The following is a 17,508-nucleotide window of genomic DNA, read 5'->3' on the forward strand; positions in this document are numbered from 1 at the left end:
TACAGGATCGTCAAATTTTATTTGACGATCCTGTAAAGGTTTACCTCTCTACGTCTGTCATGTCGACGCCACTCATCTGATCGAGAAGCTTCATCTTTGTATCATAGAGTCTCTTGGAGAGATCTACATGCACTGAGTGAGGATTGAAAAGACGTCTTGTGGCATCCCATAAAGTTTCCTGCTCTTCGAGGCAGTACTTACGAATATCCATTGTTTTGGGAGATTCATATACACATTCACCATTTTTGAAAATAGGAACCATGATCTCGCGAAGAGTAAATGAACCTGCGGGAAGAAGTGTCTTTTTCCAGGGCTCAAGGGGATCGAAGAGGAGAAGCTGCTTATCCTCGGTAAATGTCTCGTGCTCAAGACAGATGAGGTCAGCCTTAACCTTGCCGTTTGCCTTCTCATAAACTCTGTAGATCTTCTTGTTTCCGGGATTTGTGATCTTCTCGGAATTCTCTGAAAGCTTGATCTTGGGCTCAAAACTGCCATCTTCACCCATAACTGCAGCAAGCTTATAAACGCCGCCAAATGACGGATTATCCTTAGCTGTGATAAGGTGAGTACCTACGCCCCAGGATGTGATTGCTGCGCCCTGAGTCTTAAGTGAAGTGATAAGATACTCATCAAGGTCATTGGATGCAGAGATAACAGCATCAGGGAAGCCTGCTTCATCCAGCATTTTTCTTGCTTCCTTTGAAAGATAAGCAAGGTCTCCGCTGTCGAGACGGATTCCGTAGAAGCTAAGGTCGATTCCCTCTTCCTTCATCTCCTTAAATACTCTGATAGCATTGGGTACACCTGATTTTAATGTGTCATAGGTGTCAACAAGAAGGATACATGCTGAAGGATAAAGCTTTGCATAAGTCTTAAATGCTGTGTACTCATCAGGGAAACTCATGATCCAGCTGTGAGCGTGTGTTCCTTTAACCGGAACATCAAAAAGCTGACCGCAAAGAACGTTACTTGTTCCAACGCATCCGCCGATAACTGCAGCTCTTGCGCCATAGGTACCTGCATCGGGACCCTGTGCGCGTCTTAAACCAAATTCCATTATTCCGTCGCCCTGTGCAGCATAGCAGATACGTGCTGACTTTGTGGCGATAAGTGACTGGTGATTTATTATATTAAGGATAGCGGTCTCAATAAGCTGAGCTTCCATGATGGGAGCTATAACCTTTACAAGGGGCTCTCTGGGGAAAATGATTGTTCCCTCGGGAATTGAATAAATATCTCCGCTGAATTTGAAATCTCTTAAGTAGTCCAGGAAATCTTCATCAAAGATACCAACACTTCTAAGATATTCGATATCCTCATCATCGAAGTGAAGTTCCTTAATATATTTGATAAGCTGCTCTAAACCGGCCATGATTGAATAGCCGCCGCCAAAGGGATTGTTTCTGAAAAAAGCATCGAAGATAACAGTCTCGTTCTGAGACTTGTTCTTGAAGTAGCCCTGCATCATTGTGAGTTCGTACAGGTCAGTGAGTAGAGTCAGATTCTGTCTGTCCATAATTACCCCCGTTTGCGAAATGCATCTTAAGATTTTGATGTGATATTCGCAAATCCTTTTTTAATTTGATTTTCGGATAAAATATCCAAATACAATAATACTACCAGAATGCATTAACTGTCATTGTTTTTTCATTGTAGTTATATTAAAATTAATAGGCTTTTGATATAATGTCAGATAGTGGTTTAGTCTGATTAATCATGAGGTTTTGATATGGGAGAATACGATAACTTACTAAATACCGGTAATGAGATAGTTAAAGAGGTCAATAAGGCTATAAGTACCGGAGATTATAGCAGTCTTGGGGATACGATCAGAGTCCAGGTTCAGGACGCAGTCAAGAAGGCAACAGAGAATCAGGGCCAGAACTTCCAGGGCAGAGCTTCTGCTCCGAGGACAGTTACATATTCAAGCGGAAAAGTAGTTCCAATGCGTGGACGTGTTTTCAGTACACCGTTCTTTTCATCAATGGCTTCAAAGTCCAAGGGCATAGGTAAGATAATTGCCGGTTCCATAGGCTCATTTTTCTTTGGAACATGGGGGCTTCTGTTCATGCTTGGAGCGCTGCTGAACGTTGAGAGCACTTTTATTCCTTTTTTGGTATTCGCTCTTCTTACAGCTCTTAATGTTTTTCTTATTTCCAGAGGTGTTAAGGATAATAAGCTTGCCAAGGCATATAAAAAATACGGTAACATCCTTGGTAATTCAGAGTATTTTGCAGTACGAGATCTTGCGGTTGCAGCAGGAGAGATGTCAGATTCAGTTCTTAAGAATATAAAGAACATGATGAAAAAAGGCTTCCTTCCTCAGGCCCGTCTCGACAGCGCTGAGACCACTGTAATGCTTACACAGAGAGCTTATGACAGATATCTCAATGCTGAGGTGGACAGACAGGAGAGAGAACGCAGACAGAGACAGGAAGAGATGCAGGGTTCACTTCAGAGGAATCAGACAGAGCAGCCTGCAGATGGCGGACTTTCCGGAATCATGAAGGAAGGTAACGATTACCTTAATCAGATCAGGAAAATAAATGAAGCAATACCCGGCGATGAGATGAGTTCTAAGCTCTATCAGCTTGAAAATATTATGAGCAGGATTTTCTCACAGGTTGAGAAACAGCCTGAGTGCGCAGATGATCTCAGGAAATTCATGAATTATTATCTGCCCACCACAACAAAGCTTCTAAACGCATACGTTGATCTTGATAAGCAGCCTGAGGTTGGTAACAACATAGCTCAGACAAAGCGAGAGATTGAGGATGCGATAGATGTTATAAACAGTGCTTTTGAGAATTTGCTGGATAGTCTTTTCCAGGATATGGCATGGGATATTTCATCAGACATATCTGTTATGAAGACAATGATGGCACAGGATGGTCTTACAGAGGACGGTCTTAGAAGCGCTTTGCAGAATTCCGGATCAGAGACTCCGGTAGCGCAGACAGCTACAGCAGCTCAGGCAGCTCCTATGGCAGCAGCCCAGGCAGCACCTGCATCAACCATGCAGATGGAGACAGCCATGGCTCAGGCTGCACAGACAGCGCAGGCAGTAGCACCTGCAGCACAGGAACAGACAAAAGTAGAATTAAAATTCTAAGGGGAGCTGGGGACCGTTCGAAGTTGCGAAGCAGCGAGTTACGGACCCCGTATCCGAACGGATTCGGTCAGAAAAAAATATTGTTTATGGAGGAGGATTTATAAATGGCAGACGAATTCAAAGAGTTTGAGAACTCGGCACCGACATTATCATTTGGGGCAGCAGCAGAGGAGCCCGCACCGGCACCGGCCGCAGCAGAGGCACAGGCAGCACCTGTATCACCTATTGAGGCTATGGCAAAAGAAGCTAACCTCAGTGAAGAAGAGATGAAGCAGGTAGATGCTTTTGTAGATCAGATCGATCTTAAGAATTCTCAGGCTGTAATGAACTACGGCGCAGGTACTCAGAAGAAGATGGCAGATTTCTCAGAGAAGGCCATCGACAATGTTCGCACAAAGGACATGGGACAGGTAGGTGACATGATCGCCGGTCTTGTTACTGAGCTTAAGAACTTTGATGTTGAAGAGGATGAGAAGGGAATCATCGCTCTTTTCAAAAAGGGATCAAACAAGCTCAACGTTATGAAGGCAAAATATGCCAAGGTTGAGACAAACGTTGAGACCATCAGCCGCGAGCTTGAGCGTCATGAGCAGCAGCTCATGAAGGACGTTGCGGTTCTCGATAATATGTATGATCTGAATCTCAACTATTACAAAGAGCTTTCAATGTACATCATTGCAGGTAAGAAGAAGCTTGAGCAGGTTCGAGCTACTGATCTTGTTGAAGCTCAGAAGAAGGCAGAGCAGTCAGGACTTCCTGAAGATGCTCAGGCAGCAAGAGATCTTGCATCTCTTTGCGACAGATTTGAGAAGAAGATCTATGACCTTGAGCTTACACGTACAATCGCTATGCAGACAGGTCCTCAGATCCGTATGGTACAGAGCGCTGACACCACAATGGCTGAGAAGATCCAGTCCACACTTGTTAACACTATTCCGCTTTGGAAGAACCAGATGGTTATCGCTATCGGTATCGAGCACTCAGCACAGGCTGCTAAGGCAGAGCGTGAAGTTAACAACATGACAAACGAGCTTCTTAGAAAGAATGCCGATGCTCTTAAGGTTGCATCTATTGAGGCAGCTAAGGAATCTGAGAGAGGTATCGTAGATATCGAGACCCTTAAGCACACCAATGAGACTCTCATCACTACTCTTGATGAAGTTATGAAGATTCAGACAGAGGGTAAGGAGAAGCGTAAGGCAGCAGAAGCTGAGCTTACTCAGATCGAAGGACAGCTTCGTGAAAAGCTTCTTCAGGCATCAAAGAACTGACATAATAAGGCGCAAAGCGCATAATTTTAGGCAATATTAGGAAGGTATTTTACAATGGAACAGAAAATGAAGGAAGAAGTCCTTGCCGGTTTTGGTAAGGTATTCGGGGAGACAGAAGGCGTTAAGGCTTATTTTGCACCCGGAAGAGTTAATCTTATCGGAGAGCATACCGATTATAACGGAGGCCACGTTTTTCCCTGTGCTCTTACCATAGGAACATATGGAGCAGCAGCTAAGAGAAATGACAGAAAAATGCGTTTCTTTTCCATGAACTTTGATAACTCTAAGGTGATCGAAGGTTCACTGGATGATATTGATAGCTCCAGAAATGCCGGATGGACAGCATATCCTGCAGGTGTTGTATGGGCTTTTGAGCAGAGAGGCTTTAAACTTGATACAGGTTTCGACCTTTGCATCTATGGAAATATTCCTAACGGATCAGGGCTTTCATCATCTGCATCTCTTGAGGTTCTCACAGGATTTATCTTAAGAGATCTGTATGGTTTTGATGTTACTAATCAGGACCTTGCTCTTATAGGACAGTATTCCGAGAACAACTTCAACGGTTGCAACTGTGGTATTATGGATCAGTTTGCCGTAGCCATGGGAAAAGAGGACAATGCTATTTTCCTTGATACAGCTGATCTTTCATTTGAATATGCACCCATAAGTCTTAAGGGAGCCAAGATCGTAATAGCTAATACCAATAAGAAGCATAAGCTCACTGATTCTCAGTACAATGCTAGAAGAAGCGCCTGCGAGAAGGCACTTTCAGAGCTTCAGACAGTATGCGATATAAAGGGACTGGGAGATCTTTCACCTGAGGAATTTGAGGCACATAAGGATGCTATCAAGGATGATGATCGCAGGATCAAGGCTAAGCATGCGGTATATGAGAACCAGCGCACTATTGATGCTGTAGCAGCTCTTAAGGCAGGAGATCTTACAAAATTCGGTCAGCTTATGAATGCATCTCACGTATCACTTCGTGATGACTATGATGTTACAGGCATTGAGCTTGATACCCTTGCTGAGGAAGCATGGAAGATTCCCGGTGTCATCGGTTCACGTATGACAGGCGGCGGATTTGGCGGCTGCACAGTTTCTATTGTTAAGGACGAAGCAGTTGAAGAATTCAAAGAGAAGGTTGGAAAAGCGTATCTTGATAAGATCGGCTATGAAGCTGCCTTCTACACTGTAGAAATCGGTGATGGCCCGACAATACTCTAAAAAGAAACTCCTTACAGAGATTCTGTAAGGAGTCTTTTAATTTGGTCTTTGCTAAGAGAACGAAGCTCCTCTGCCACAGGTAAAAGAGCGGAGATTTTTTCTTTTTTCTCTGAGTCTGACAACTCAAGTTTGTTTTGATAGAGATCGGTAAGAAGCTTATATGTGCCGGTTACATCGGTTCCGGTGTCCGTTGCGAATTCAAGAACAGTAGTTGCTTCTTTATATAATTTTGCATCATACAGGAGCTTGCCCCATTTTTGCAGGTTTGTTACAAGGGTTGTGTAATTCTGATCGTATCTCGTCAGCTCTGTAATATTTGGAGCTCCGTATTCAAGTTTAAGGTCCGTATTGGTAAAGCCTGTAAGATTAACGACCTTTTGATCTGCTAGGGATTTGATGACCTTCTCGCAGTACCTGGATTCATCATCATCAAGCGCTCCGAAGGGAAGAGCTTCTATAGGAATCTTTATATAATTAAGATTATCAAGGGGTTTTCTTCTTGTGAAATTCGCTTTACGCTCCTTTTCCCAGAAGTCAGCTTCCTTGGATTCTATCTTATAACTGGTTCTTCTGATGGCAATCTGCGTGATCAGAACCAGCAGTATAAAGCTTGTAAAAAAAGGCATCTTCATATATAATATCCTTTCAGAAAATGAGGAGATAAATTATGTTAAAGTTTTTTAATTCCGGTAAAAATAAAAAGCTTATTTCAGCAATTATTATTATCGTACTTATCCTTGCACTCGTTATTCCTCTTGCAAGTAGTGCGCTTTCATTCTGATAATAGCACATACCGGATAGAGGCGAAATGGAGAAGTTATGAAAAAATTTATTTATGGCTTTGTAATGGTGTTAGCTTTTGCTCTTTTTGTTCCAACGGGAAGTGCAAAGGCTTCTTCTGATACAATCGCAAATGGAATCTTCATAGGTGATGTTGATGTATCCGGAATGACCAAAGAAGAGGCCACTGCTGCAGTAAATTCCTACATCGAAGAGATTGGGCAGAAAAATATCACTCTGAAGGGTAAGGATGAGACCCAGAGAGTGACAGTTCAGGCAAGTGCCTTTGGGATTGGTTTTGCGAACCCTGAGGTTGTGGATGAAGCTTACGGCCTTGGAAAAGAAGGTAATATCATTCAGCGCTATAAGGCCATGAAGGATATTCAGAATAACGGTCATCGCTATGATATCCAGTACTCTTTTAATGATGATGCTATTTATCAGATTCTTGATGTTGACTGTGCATCTTTCAATGTATCCAAGGTAAATTACACACTGACCAAGACTGATTCGGGATTTGTGGTATCAGATGGACAGGTTGGATATATCCTTGATGAGAAGAGCTCACTTGCAAATATTAAAAATTATATTCAGAACGAGTGGAATCACGAGGATGGCGAGATAGATATAGCAATCGAAGAGGATGCTCCTCTTGGAAGCTATGAGGCACTTAGCAAAGTCGGTGATGTACTTGGCACATATACTACAAGCTACAAATCATCCGGCTCAGCAAGAAGCGCTAACGTGGCAAACGGATGCTCACTTATTAATGGAAAGACTATATATCCCGGTGAGGAATTCTCTGTACTTGATACGATCACACCTTTTACAGAGGCAAATGGATATTTTCCTGCAGGCTCATATCTTAACGGCCTTGTTGTAGAGAGTGTAGGCGGCGGAATCTGCCAGGTATCGACCACACTTTATAACGCAGTTCTGAAGGCAGAGCTTGAAGTTACTGAGAGACATAATCATTCTATGATCATCAATTATGTTGACCCTTCAATGGACGCTGCTATTGCGGAGTCAGGCGGTAAGAACTTTAAGTTTGTTAACAGCTCGGAATATCCTATTTATATAGAAGGAAGTACTACTTCAGACAAGCATATTACATTTACCATATACGGCGTTGAAACAAGACCTTCTTCACACAAGGTTGAGTATAAGAGCGAAGTCCTTGAGACAATACCTGCAGGCGCTGATCAGATTGTTGCGGATGCAAGTCAGCCCATCGGGTCCATTTCTTCACAGGCAGCTCATATAGGTTATAAGGCTCAGCTTTGGAAGATCACTTATGAAGATGGCGTGGAGACAGGAAGAGAAGTTATCAACACCAGTAATTATAAGATGGTTCCCAAGATCGTTACAGTTGGAACAGCTACCGGTGATCCTACTGCAGCAGCGCAGATTGCTACAGCCATTGCTACAGGCGATATAAATCAGGTTAATGCAGTAGCAGGTGCCATTGCAGCAGTTCAGGCAGCGCAGGCAACAGAAGGTGCTGATGTAGAGGCAGCTCAGGCAGCAGCTGCGGCAGCAGCGGCAGGAGCAGAAGCACAGCTTGCGGCTCAGCAGGCAGCAGCGGCAGCAGGTGAGACTCCTGCAGAAGCTCCGGCGGAAGCACCTGCAGAGGCACCCGCAGAAGCGGATCCGGAAGCAGTAACGACAGAGGTTCCTGTAGAGACACCGGAAGGCTGATGGAGATAAGGAATGAGAATAGGTAAGGCTACAGAAAGCATACTTAACAGATCCGTATTAAAGCTTATAAGAGATAAAAATAAGAAAAGCGCAGTTTCAAACTGCGCTTATTCTATAGATGGCGAAGAAATCCTGGCAAGTGCCATCAGTACCATTACGGCACCTGTCCAAAATGTTGGATACTATGCTGTATATAATGCAATAAATAACCTTTATGCAGACGGTATCACTCCTCAAATGACCATGATCAATATTATGCTGCCGGCAGAAGCAGAGGAGAGTGAGCTTAAGCAGATATCAAGGGATTGCAAAAGGGCGGCTGATGAACTTGGCATTTCAATAAGAGGAGGTCACACAGAGGTTACGGATGCCCTCACAAGGCCACTTGTAACTGCGGTTGTATCAGGTAGTAGCAGAGATACTGCTTCTGCGCAGAAGCATCCTGTGAAGGCCAAGGCCGGTGATGCCATCATCATGACAAAATGTGCAGGCATTGAGGGCAGTGCGATTCTTGCAGATGAGTGCCATGACAGACTTAAAGAGAGACTTCCTGAATATATTATTTCAGAGACATCAGGTCTTAAGAAATATATTTCAGTTAAGGAAGAAGCACTTATAGCAAGGGACCTTAAGGCTTCATTTATACATGATGTATCATCAGGCGGAATTTTTGCAGCTCTTTGGGAGCTTGGAACTAAGGCTGGATGCGGTTTTCAGGTGAATCTAAAAGAGATTCCCATGAGACAGGAGATAATTGAAGTCACCAACTGCCTTATGGTCAATCCCTACGAGCTTTCTTCCAACGGATCTCTTCTTTTCATAACGGATGAAGAAGAAATCGCCATGAGAAGGCTTGAGGATGTGGGAATTCCTGCAGCAATAATAGGAAGAGTCTGTGAAGGGAATGATCGCCTTATCATAAACGATGGTGAGAAGCGTTTTTTGGATAAACCTGCCGCGGATGAGCTACTTAGAGTAGATGAATTGCGAAGAATTTAATATGCGGATACCATTGAAAGTCGGGGAGGTATGCTATACATCCGCTTTATGGTAAAATAGGAAACGTATGGGCTGTGCGCATGATATTCACTTTGTGTATTTTTCACACAGTCGTCGCCGGATGTTGCAAAGGCTCACCGGCGCAGAACTTTTGCAGGGGAGGCAATTATGATTAACAGAGATGAATTACTTAGAACAATTGAGAAGAACAGCCGTATTGGCATAGATGAACTGGCGGTTATATTAGACGCAGAAGAGGTAGAGGTCGCCAATGAGCTTAAGAGTCTTGAGGAAGAGGGCGTAATCTGCGGATATCATACAATGATTGACTGGTCCAAGACATCCATAGATAAAGTTATGGCACTTATTGAGGTAAAGGTTACTCCCCAGCGAGGAATCGGTTTTGATTCCATTGCAGAGAGAATTTATAAATATCCTGAGGTAACCAGCGTATATCTGCTTTCAGGTGGTTTTGACCTTATGGTTATATTAGAGGGTAAGACCCTTAAGGAGGTTGCAGGCTTTGTTACTAATAAGCTTTCACCTCTTGATACTGTACTTAGCTGTTCCACACACTTCATTTTGCAGAAGTACAAGGATCACGGAACAATACTCACCAAGAAATATGAAGATACAAGGGAGAAGATTACGCCATGAGGAATCCTTTAGCAGATACAATAGTAGACATAAAGCCCTCTGGAATCCGCAAATTCTTCGACGTGGTAAAGACCATCGACGGCGCTATATCACTTGGTGTCGGCGAGCCTGATTTTGACACGCCCTGGCATATTCGAGATGAGGGTATATATTCACTTGAAAAAGGCAGAACCTTCTATACATCCAATTCAGGACTGATGGAGCTCAAGGAGGAAATCTGCAATTATCTTAAAAGAAAGCATGATCTGGACTACGATCCGTCATCTCAGGTGCTTGTAACGGTCGGAGGATCTGAAGCAATTGATCTTGCTTTCAGAGCCATGATAAATCCGGGAGATGAGGTGCTGATACCTCAGCCAAGCTACGTCTCCTATGAACCCTGTGCAATTCTTGCAGGTGCCAAGCCTGTTATTATTGAGCTTAAGGAAGAAAATGAATTCAGACTTACCGCTGATGAGATTTTGGAGCATGTGACAGACAAGACCAAGATTCTGGTTCTTCCTTTCCCCAATAACCCCACAGGTGCCATCATGGAGAGAAAAGACCTTGAGAGCATTGCAGAGGTTATAAAAGAAAAAGATCTTTTTGTTTTGTCTGATGAGATTTATTCTGAGCTCACATACACAGATAAGCATGTATCCATTACAGAGATACCTGGCATGTATGAGAGAACTATCCTGATCAACGGCTTCTCCAAAGCGTATGCCATGACAGGATGGAGACTTGGATATGCCTGCGGACCTAAGGATATCTTAGAGCAGATGACCAAGATCCATCAGTATGCCATCATGTGTGCACCTACCACCAGTCAGTATGCGGCTGTTGAAGCGTTGAAAAACGGTGATGAAGATGTTGCTATGATGCGTGAACAGTACAATCAGAGAAGACGCTATCTTTTAAATGAGTTCAGACAGATGGGGCTTCCCTGCTTTGAGCCTTTTGGAGCATTTTATATTTTCCCCAGCATCAAGCGTTTTGGCATGAGCAGTGACGAGTTTGCAACAAAGCTCCTTCAGGAGGAGAAGCTTGCGGTTGTTCCCGGAAATGCCTTTGGCGACTGCGGCGAGGGCTTCATAAGAATATCCTATGCATATTCGCTTGAAGACCTTAAGAAGGCTGTGGAGAGACTTAAGAGATTTATCTCAAGGTATGAATAAGTTTTGTACATAATACCGGGGGGATTATGGATAATAAGAACAGCGAAGAATTAGATAAAGTTAATAGTCCTATAGCGACACCTGACTTTATGAGGGAGAAAATAAAACAGCGTCCCATCAACAAGAAAAAGCTTCTACGAAGGACGCTTATCACCATGACGCTGGCAGTGGTTTTTGGTGCCGTTGCCTGTCTCACCTTTGTTTTTCTCTCGCCGGTCATAAATAATATGCTCTATCCGGAGAAGACGCCGGCACCTATAGCTCTTACCACTGAGGATACGGTAACCGACGAGATTCAGCCTGAGGATATGTATGCTGATGATAATGCCATAGCTGCTGAGGCAGCCAGTGTTGCTATAGATATGGCATCCACTGAGATTGACAGAATGCAGCGCGAGATCAACTCATTTAGGATCAGTTCCTCAGATTATGCGGATATGTACTCAGCCCTTAAGGACATTGCCTATGAGGGAGAAAAGAGCATAGTTAAAGTTACTGCTCTTACTTCGGATACCAACTGGATCAATGATCCCTACAACAGCACTGATGATATCTCAGGTCTTATAGTAGCTGATAATGGTTCGGAATATCTTATTCTGGTTCAGACCTCAGCAATAAAGGATGCGGAATCTGTGCAGGTTACATTTGCAGATGAAACATCAGCAAAGGCTTATCTCAAGCTTAGCGACAAGAATACAGGACTTAGTGTTATTGCTGTAAAAGTTAATTTTGTATCAGCTGATACCAAGACCAGGATTGCCACCGCAAAGCTTGGTAAATCCAATGGGGCATCCGTGACAGGTACGCCGGTAATAGCCATCGGAAGTCCGACGGGTACTCTTGATTCCATAAGCTATGGCTTTGTTACTTCATCCAATGTGGATATGGGTATCTGTGACAGCAATTATAAGCTTCTTACTACGGATATCTATGGAAGCAGCAATGCAAGCGGCGCCATAATCGATCTTTCAGGAGCGGTTATCGGCTTTACGGATATGGATTACAACTCTGATAATCTGCCCAATGTACTTTGTGCAATAGGCATCACGGAGCTTAAATCTCTTATCGAGGATCTTTCAAACGGAACAGGTAGAAGCTTTCTTGGACTTCATGGACAGAGCGTGCCTGAGGCTGTTCAGGAAGGTCAGAGCATTCCTGCAGGTGCCTATATTACACGTACAGAGATGGATTCTCCTGCCATGCTTGCAGGAATACAGAGCGGAGATATCATAACCAGGATCAATGATACAGAGATAAACGGCTATGATTCACTGGTGGATGAGCTGATAAGGCTTCACCCTGGTGCAGATATCACCCTTACAATTATGAGACAGGCTACAGGCGGCTACGTCGAGCTTAATATTGATATGGAAATAGGCAGTTCTACAGGAACTGACTGATAAGTAATATTTAGAATTGAGGTTTTTATGAAATTTATTAAGGATTTAAACTCAGGCGACAGGGTTGCGGATATTTACCTGTGCAAACACATGCAGGTGGCAACAACCAAGAACGGAAAGACCTATTATTCCGTTACGCTCCAGGATAAGACAGGAACGGTTGATGCCAAGGTATGGGAGCCCTACAGCGAAGGGATAGATGATTTTTCCGATCTTGACTACATTGATGTGTACGGTGAAGTGACAAGCTTTAACGGTGCGCTTCAGATAAATATCAAGAGAGCGAGACTCTGTCATGAGGGCGAGTACGATCAGTCCATGTACCTTCCTGTTTCTGAGAAGGACAATGATGAGATGTTTAAGGAACTCCTTGCACTCATCGATTCCGTTAAGAATGTACATTTAAATAAGCTTCTTAATCTCTTTTTCAGAGAGGATCAGGAGTTTATTAAGGCATTCAGAAAATCCTCTGCTGCAAAATCAGTTCACCACGCTTTTATCGGCGGACTTTTAGAGCACACCTTAAGCGTAACGAAGCTGTGTAATTATTTTGCAGGCAGCTATCCCGCACTTAACAGGGACCTGCTTATTACGGCAGCAGTATGCCATGACATAGGAAAAATAAAAGAGATTTCTCTTTTCCCTACCAACGATTATACGGACGAGGGACAGTTTCTTGGTCATATCGTTATGGGAAGCGAGATGGTTTCTGAGAAGATCAGACTTATTGAGGGATTTCCTGTGCTTCTTAAGCAGGAGCTGCAGCACTGCATTTTGTCCCACCATGGCAAATTTGAATACGGTTCTCCGAAAATGCCTGCAATCATCGAGGCTATGGCCCTTCATCTTGCAGACAATACGGATGCCAAAATGGAAACATTTACAGAGATACTGAAAAACACTAATGAGGTAGGTTGGCTCGGCTTTAACAGGCTTATGGAGAGCAACCTTTTTGACACAAGAGTAGAATCATGAATGAAAAAGTATTACACGTACTGGAGTATGACAAAATTGTAGATAAACTCAGTACTTTCGCAACGTCTGAACCCGGAAAGAAGATGTGCCGTGAGCTTTTGCCATCTTCAGACATAAGGGAGATAGACAGAAATTTAAAAAAGACAGATGCGGCTATTTCGCGTATTTTCAAAAAAGGCTCAGTGTCCTTTGGAAGTAACAGAGAACTTAGCGGTTACCTAAAGGCACTAAAAATCGGAAGTTCACTGGATGCGCCACAGCTTTTACATATCGCAGGATTTCTGGATAACGTAAACAGAGTAAAAAGCTACGGCAGAGCAGATAAGGACGAGGAAACAAGGGATGTTCTATCAGATATGTTTGACGGACTTGAACCCTTAACTCCCGTAGCTTCCGAGATCAGAAGATGTATCATTTCAGAAGATGAGATTTCATCTGATGCAAGTTCAACCCTTAGGTCGATCCGAAGGGATATCACCCTTACAGGGGAAAAAATTCACGGTCAGCTAAATAAAATGGTTGTGGGCTCTTACAGATCTTATCTTCAGGAGCCTGTTGTAACCATGCGCGGAGACAGATACTGTATCCCGGTAAAAGCTGAGTACAAGGGACAGGTAAGCGGAATTGTCCATGACCAGTCATCAAGCGGCTCAACACTTTTCATTGAGCCCAGCGTAATTGTGGAGCTGAACAATAAGCTCAGAGAACTGGCAGGCATGGAGAAGGCTGAGATAGATGTAATCCTTGCAAGATTATCTTCTGAGGCAGCAGACTATCTGACAGCTCTTTCCGATGATGCAAAGCTTATGACAGAGCTGGATTTCATTTTTGCTAAGGCATCTCTTGCCCTTGATCAGGAAGCTATAACTCCTATTTTCAATCAGGAGCACTATTTCAACATCATAAAAGGAAGACATCCCCTTCTTGATAAAAAGAAGGCTGTTCCCATTGATGTTTATGCGGGAAAAGATTTTGATATGATCATCATCACAGGTCCCAACACAGGTGGTAAGACAGTTACTCTTAAGACAGTTGGACTTCTTACACTTATGGGACAGGCAGGTCTTGCTATTCCTGCGGCCGACAGATCAGAGCTTTCTGTTTTCGAGGAGATTTATGCAGATATAGGTGATGAGCAGAGTATAGAGCAGAGCCTTTCAACCTTCTCATCCCATATGACCAATACTGTAAGTATTCTTGAGAATGCTGATGAGAATTCACTTTGTCTTTTTGATGAGCTTGGTGCAGGAACGGATCCCACAGAGGGAGCGGCTCTTGCTATTTCAATACTGAATCATCTCCATGAGAGAGGTATCAGAACCCTTGCAACAACACATTACAGCGAGCTTAAGGTCTATGCCCTTACAACAGAAGGTATACAGAATGCAAGCTGTGAGTTTGACGTAGAATCCTTAAGACCCACATACAGGTTGCTAATCGGTATCCCCGGCAAAAGTAACGCCTTTGCCATATCTAAGCGCCTTGGACTTTCTCAGGAAATCATCGATGCTGCAGGCGAGCAGATAAGCCAGGACAACAGGAAATTCGAGGATCTTTTAACAGATCTTGAAAACAGCAGAGTTACTATTGAGAACGAGCGCCTGGAAATCGAGAAATATAAAGAGGAAGTTGAGAAGCTTAAGGAAGAGCTTAAGAGCAAGCAAAGCAGACTTGATGAATCTCGTGACAAGATCCTTAGAAAAGCCAATGAGGAAGCAAGACAGATCCTTCAGGAAGCTAAGGATACAGCGGATGAGACCATAAGAACCGTAAGAAAAGCTCAGGCAGGAATTCCTATTCAGGAGCTTGAAAAGGCAAGGCAGAATGTCGGTGCGAAGATTTCCGATAAGAACAGCAAGCTTTCTATCAAGAATAAGCCTCAGAGCGGATCACATAAGACCCTCAAGCCCTCTCAGATTAAGCTTGGTGATTCCGTAAGAATCATTTCCATGGGACTTAAGGGAACAATCAGTTCCAAACCTGATAAAGACGGTAATCTTGTGGTACAATGTGGTATTATGAAGTCCAGGGCAAATATTAATGACCTGGAGCTTATAAAGGATGAGGGCGGCAAAGAGCAGATGAAAAAGTTCTACGGAAAGTACAAGATGGATCTTTCCGGAGCTAAGAACATCGGAACAGAGCTTAACCTCATCGGTATGAACTCGGCAGATGCCATTGCTGAGCTTGATAAGTATTTGGACAGCGCTTATGTATCACACCTTCCTTCTGTGAGAATCGTTCACGGTAAGGGTTCAGGTATATTGAGACAGGCAGTTCATGAGCATTTAAAATCAGCTCCTTATGTTAAGTCCTTTAAACTTGGCGAATTTGGCGAAGGAGATTCAGGAGTTACGGTAGTTACTTTTATAAAATAAAACAGACCGGTGGTATGAGGTCTGTGTATTTAGGGGGATAAATGGTAAGCAAACAGAAAATTTTGATCGTTGATGACGATAATAACATCGCAGAGCTGATCTCACTTTATCTTGTGAAGGAATGCTTTGAGACACTTATTGTCGGGGATGGGGAATCTGCTTTAGAGGCCTTTGAGACCTTTGCACCGAATCTGATTCTCCTTGATCTGATGCTTCCCGGTATCGATGGATATCAGGTATGCAGAGAGATCAGAATGAAGTCTCAGTGTCCCATAATAATGCTTTCAGCAAAGGGCGAAGTTTTTGATAAGGTGCTTGGCCTTGAGATGGGCGCAGATGACTACATGGAGAAGCCTTTTGATTCCAAGGAACTGGTGGCGAGAGTAAAGGCTGTACTTAGAAGATATAAGCCGGCTATTACAGAACCCGAGCCTACAGACGACAAGGTTGTAAGATATCAGGATCTTGAGATCAATATGACCAACTACTCCGTAAACTATCAGGGTGCCAGAATCGACATGCCGCCCAAGGAACTGGAGCTTTTGTATTTCCTTGCTTCTTCACCCAACAGAGTATTCACAAGAGAGCAGCTTCTTGATCAGATATGGGGCTATGAATATGTTGGTGACACCAGAACAGTAGACGTTCACATTAAGCGTCTCAGGGAAAAAATAAAGGATCACGAGACCTGGCGCATAGCTACTATCTGGGGTATCGGATACAAATTTGAAGTTCAGGTATAAAAAATGCCGTAAGACTAAAGGGTCTCTACGGCAGAGTATACCTAATAAAAATGAATTACTGCGGGCTTACACCTTTGCCCTTATACTGCAGAGGTGTAAGGCCGTATTCTTTTTTAAAATAAGTAATGAAGCTGCTGGTACTGGGAAAAGCCAAAAGGTCCGAAATGGCTGAAACCGACAGAGATGTGGTCTCCACAAGCGTCCTTGCGTACTCAAGCTTCCTGCTTCTGATAAATGTCATGGGACGCATGCCAAGCTCTTTTGCAAAGGTGTCGGAAATATAATTGGCAGAACGGTGACTTATCTGCGACAAGGTCTTCATGGTGATGTTATCGTGAAGGTGACGAAGAATGTATTCGCAGCAGGACTTGGTTATGGGACCGCACTCCTTAAAGGCGTAGTCGTGTACTGCGTAAGTGAAGTCGCGCAGAGCCTTGTTACTTAGAAGATTGATCTTCATGATGTCATTTATTTTGTCCATGTATCGCAGATATCCATCACTTATGGCGTAAGCAATGTGCTCAGGAAGACCGCCGTCTATGGCAGCTCTTGTAGCCAGAGTAACATTAGCGATTAAGAGATATTTTGCAAAAAGAAGAGGACTCTCTGAAACATCTCCCACGGTGTCGGGACCTGCAAAGGCACCCTTGGTATAGGGCTCTATTATTGTGGTCTTGGTTTTTACAATGTTGTCGAAGGCGGTGGATACTACTTCATCTATCCTCACAACATCTCCCGCAGCCACATAGTAGTAGATGGCTTTTTCCTGAATTCTGCGGGTTCCGTTATCGGGGCCCGGAGTGTCATTGGACATGAAAATATGCTGGGAGACAGAAGCGAATATCTGCTTGGATTCCTCCTTTATCAGCTTTTCCATCTTTTCAATATTCTTTTTAATATGTTCTTCTTTTGATTCCTGTCGTTTATTATCACTCATGGCATTATCGTATTAGCATATATGAATAAATGTTATAAAGTAATTTTGGTGAAAATTTATCTGTAAAATCTTATATTTATCTGTTAAATATCATAGCATTTTTCCCTATTATTGTTAATATCAATTTATCGGTTATAAGAGTGATTTCGGTACTCAAATAGTTTTACCGGG

Annotated in this window: 14 protein-coding genes; 11 read left to right on the top strand and 3 right to left on the bottom strand. The window is 43.3% G+C overall.

Features of this window, described 5'->3' with window-relative positions:
• Positions 1-40: 40 nt before the first annotated feature.
• Positions 41-1,516, bottom strand: coding sequence for a nicotinate phosphoribosyltransferase (locus G610_RS0103870; protein ID WP_026523730.1), 1,476 nt, complete (start codon positions 1,514-1,516; stop codon positions 41-43).
• Positions 1,517-1,729: 213 nt separating this feature from the next.
• Between G610_RS0103870 and G610_RS21960 the strand changes: the two genes are divergently transcribed.
• The 3 genes from G610_RS21960 (at position 1,730) to G610_RS0103885 (ending at position 5,613) form a co-directional block, all read left to right on the top strand.
• Positions 1,730-3,112 carry a 5-bromo-4-chloroindolyl phosphate hydrolysis family protein gene (locus G610_RS21960; RefSeq protein ID WP_051197593.1) on the top strand — a complete coding sequence of 461 codons (1,383 nt, stop codon included), beginning with the start codon at positions 1,730-1,732 and terminating at the stop codon, positions 3,110-3,112.
• A gap of 104 nt (positions 3,113-3,216) precedes the next feature.
• Positions 3,217-4,383, top strand: a complete 1,167-nt coding sequence (locus tag G610_RS0103880) for a toxic anion resistance protein (protein WP_026523731.1) — start codon at positions 3,217-3,219, stop codon at positions 4,381-4,383.
• Positions 4,384-4,449: 66 nt separating this feature from the next.
• Positions 4,450-5,613, top strand: a complete 1,164-nt coding sequence (locus tag G610_RS0103885; RefSeq protein ID WP_026523732.1) for a galactokinase — start codon at positions 4,450-4,452, stop codon at positions 5,611-5,613.
• Positions 5,614-5,624: 11 nt separating this feature from the next.
• Here the strand turns inward: G610_RS0103885 and G610_RS0103890 are convergent, their stop codons facing one another.
• Positions 5,625-6,245, bottom strand: coding sequence for a hypothetical protein (locus G610_RS0103890; protein WP_026523733.1), 621 nt, complete (start codon positions 6,243-6,245; stop codon positions 5,625-5,627).
• A 187-nt stretch (positions 6,246-6,432) separates the two neighbouring features.
• On the opposite strand from G610_RS0103890, the gene G610_RS19615 reads away from it, so the two are divergent.
• From G610_RS19615 to G610_RS0103935, 8 genes are all read left to right on the top strand, one after another.
• Entirely contained in the window at positions 6,433-8,091 is a 1,659-nt protein-coding gene (locus tag G610_RS19615) for a VanW family protein (RefSeq protein WP_081667196.1), read from the top strand.
• Between the two features lie 12 nt (positions 8,092-8,103).
• A complete protein-coding gene (locus tag G610_RS0103905; protein ID WP_026523734.1) occupies positions 8,104-9,090 on the top strand; it encodes an AIR synthase-related protein in 987 nt (328 codons plus the stop codon).
• Between the two features lie 168 nt (positions 9,091-9,258).
• Entirely contained in the window at positions 9,259-9,747 is a 489-nt protein-coding gene (locus tag G610_RS0103910; RefSeq protein ID WP_026523735.1) for an Lrp/AsnC family transcriptional regulator, read from the top strand.
• The gene (locus tag G610_RS0103915; RefSeq protein WP_026523736.1) at positions 9,744-10,904 is read left to right on the top strand and encodes an aminotransferase class I/II-fold pyridoxal phosphate-dependent enzyme; all 1,161 of its coding nucleotides are present in this window, start codon (positions 9,744-9,746) and stop codon (positions 10,902-10,904) included. The genes G610_RS0103910 and G610_RS0103915 overlap by 4 nt, the downstream gene beginning before the upstream one ends.
• A 26-nt stretch (positions 10,905-10,930) precedes the next feature.
• Positions 10,931-12,304, top strand: a complete 1,374-nt coding sequence (locus G610_RS19625; RefSeq protein WP_051197596.1) for a S1C family serine protease — start codon at positions 10,931-10,933, stop codon at positions 12,302-12,304.
• A 27-nt stretch (positions 12,305-12,331) separates the two neighbouring features.
• Positions 12,332-13,279 carry a 3'-5' exoribonuclease YhaM family protein gene (locus G610_RS0103925; RefSeq protein ID WP_026523737.1) on the top strand — a complete coding sequence of 316 codons (948 nt, stop codon included), beginning with the start codon at positions 12,332-12,334 and terminating at the stop codon, positions 13,277-13,279.
• A complete protein-coding gene (locus tag G610_RS0103930) occupies positions 13,276-15,657 on the top strand; it encodes an endonuclease MutS2 (RefSeq protein WP_026523738.1) in 2,382 nt (793 codons plus the stop codon). Before G610_RS0103925 ends, G610_RS0103930 begins: the two co-directional genes overlap by 4 nt.
• 41 nt (positions 15,658-15,698) lie before the next feature.
• Positions 15,699-16,400 (top strand): response regulator transcription factor, encoded by a 702-nt coding sequence (locus G610_RS0103935; protein WP_026523739.1) that lies wholly within the window; start codon positions 15,699-15,701, stop codon positions 16,398-16,400.
• A gap of 55 nt (positions 16,401-16,455) precedes the next feature.
• Here G610_RS0103935 and G610_RS0103940 read toward each other — a convergent pair whose 3' ends face one another.
• Positions 16,456-17,337 carry a helix-turn-helix domain-containing protein gene (locus G610_RS0103940; protein WP_026523740.1) on the bottom strand — a complete coding sequence of 294 codons (882 nt, stop codon included), beginning with the start codon at positions 17,335-17,337 and terminating at the stop codon, positions 16,456-16,458.
• Positions 17,338-17,508: the final 171 nt, after the last annotated feature.

The sequence above is a fragment of the Butyrivibrio sp. MB2005 genome, assembly GCF_000424285.1.
Taxonomy (GTDB): domain Bacteria; phylum Bacillota; class Clostridia; order Lachnospirales; family Lachnospiraceae; genus Butyrivibrio.

What these genes read in the sequence shown, in the direction of transcription:
- G610_RS0103940 (WP_026523740.1), bottom strand. Translation starts at nt 17,337, where the DNA reads ATGAGTGATAATAAACGACAGGAATCAAAAGAAGAACATATTAAAAAG.
- G610_RS0103905 (WP_026523734.1), top strand. Translation starts at nt 8,104, where the DNA reads ATGAGAATAGGTAAGGCTACAGAAAGCATACTTAACAGATCCGTATTA.
- G610_RS0103880 (WP_026523731.1), top strand. Translation starts at nt 3,217, where the DNA reads ATGGCAGACGAATTCAAAGAGTTTGAGAACTCGGCACCGACATTATCA.
- G610_RS0103870 (WP_026523730.1), bottom strand. Translation starts at nt 1,516, where the DNA reads ATGGACAGACAGAATCTGACTCTACTCACTGACCTGTACGAACTCACA.
- G610_RS0103915 (WP_026523736.1), top strand. Translation starts at nt 9,744, where the DNA reads ATGAGGAATCCTTTAGCAGATACAATAGTAGACATAAAGCCCTCTGGA.
- G610_RS21960 (WP_051197593.1), top strand. Translation starts at nt 1,730, where the DNA reads ATGGGAGAATACGATAACTTACTAAATACCGGTAATGAGATAGTTAAA.
- G610_RS0103925 (WP_026523737.1), top strand. Translation starts at nt 12,332, where the DNA reads ATGAAATTTATTAAGGATTTAAACTCAGGCGACAGGGTTGCGGATATT.
- G610_RS0103935 (WP_026523739.1), top strand. Translation starts at nt 15,699, where the DNA reads ATGGTAAGCAAACAGAAAATTTTGATCGTTGATGACGATAATAACATC.
- G610_RS19615 (WP_081667196.1), top strand. Translation starts at nt 6,433, where the DNA reads ATGAAAAAATTTATTTATGGCTTTGTAATGGTGTTAGCTTTTGCTCTT.
- G610_RS0103885 (WP_026523732.1), top strand. Translation starts at nt 4,450, where the DNA reads ATGAAGGAAGAAGTCCTTGCCGGTTTTGGTAAGGTATTCGGGGAGACA.
- G610_RS0103910 (WP_026523735.1), top strand. Translation starts at nt 9,259, where the DNA reads ATGATTAACAGAGATGAATTACTTAGAACAATTGAGAAGAACAGCCGT.
- G610_RS19625 (WP_051197596.1), top strand. Translation starts at nt 10,931, where the DNA reads ATGGATAATAAGAACAGCGAAGAATTAGATAAAGTTAATAGTCCTATA.
- G610_RS0103930 (WP_026523738.1), top strand. Translation starts at nt 13,276, where the DNA reads ATGAATGAAAAAGTATTACACGTACTGGAGTATGACAAAATTGTAGAT.
- G610_RS0103890 (WP_026523733.1), bottom strand. Translation starts at nt 6,245, where the DNA reads ATGAAGATGCCTTTTTTTACAAGCTTTATACTGCTGGTTCTGATCACG.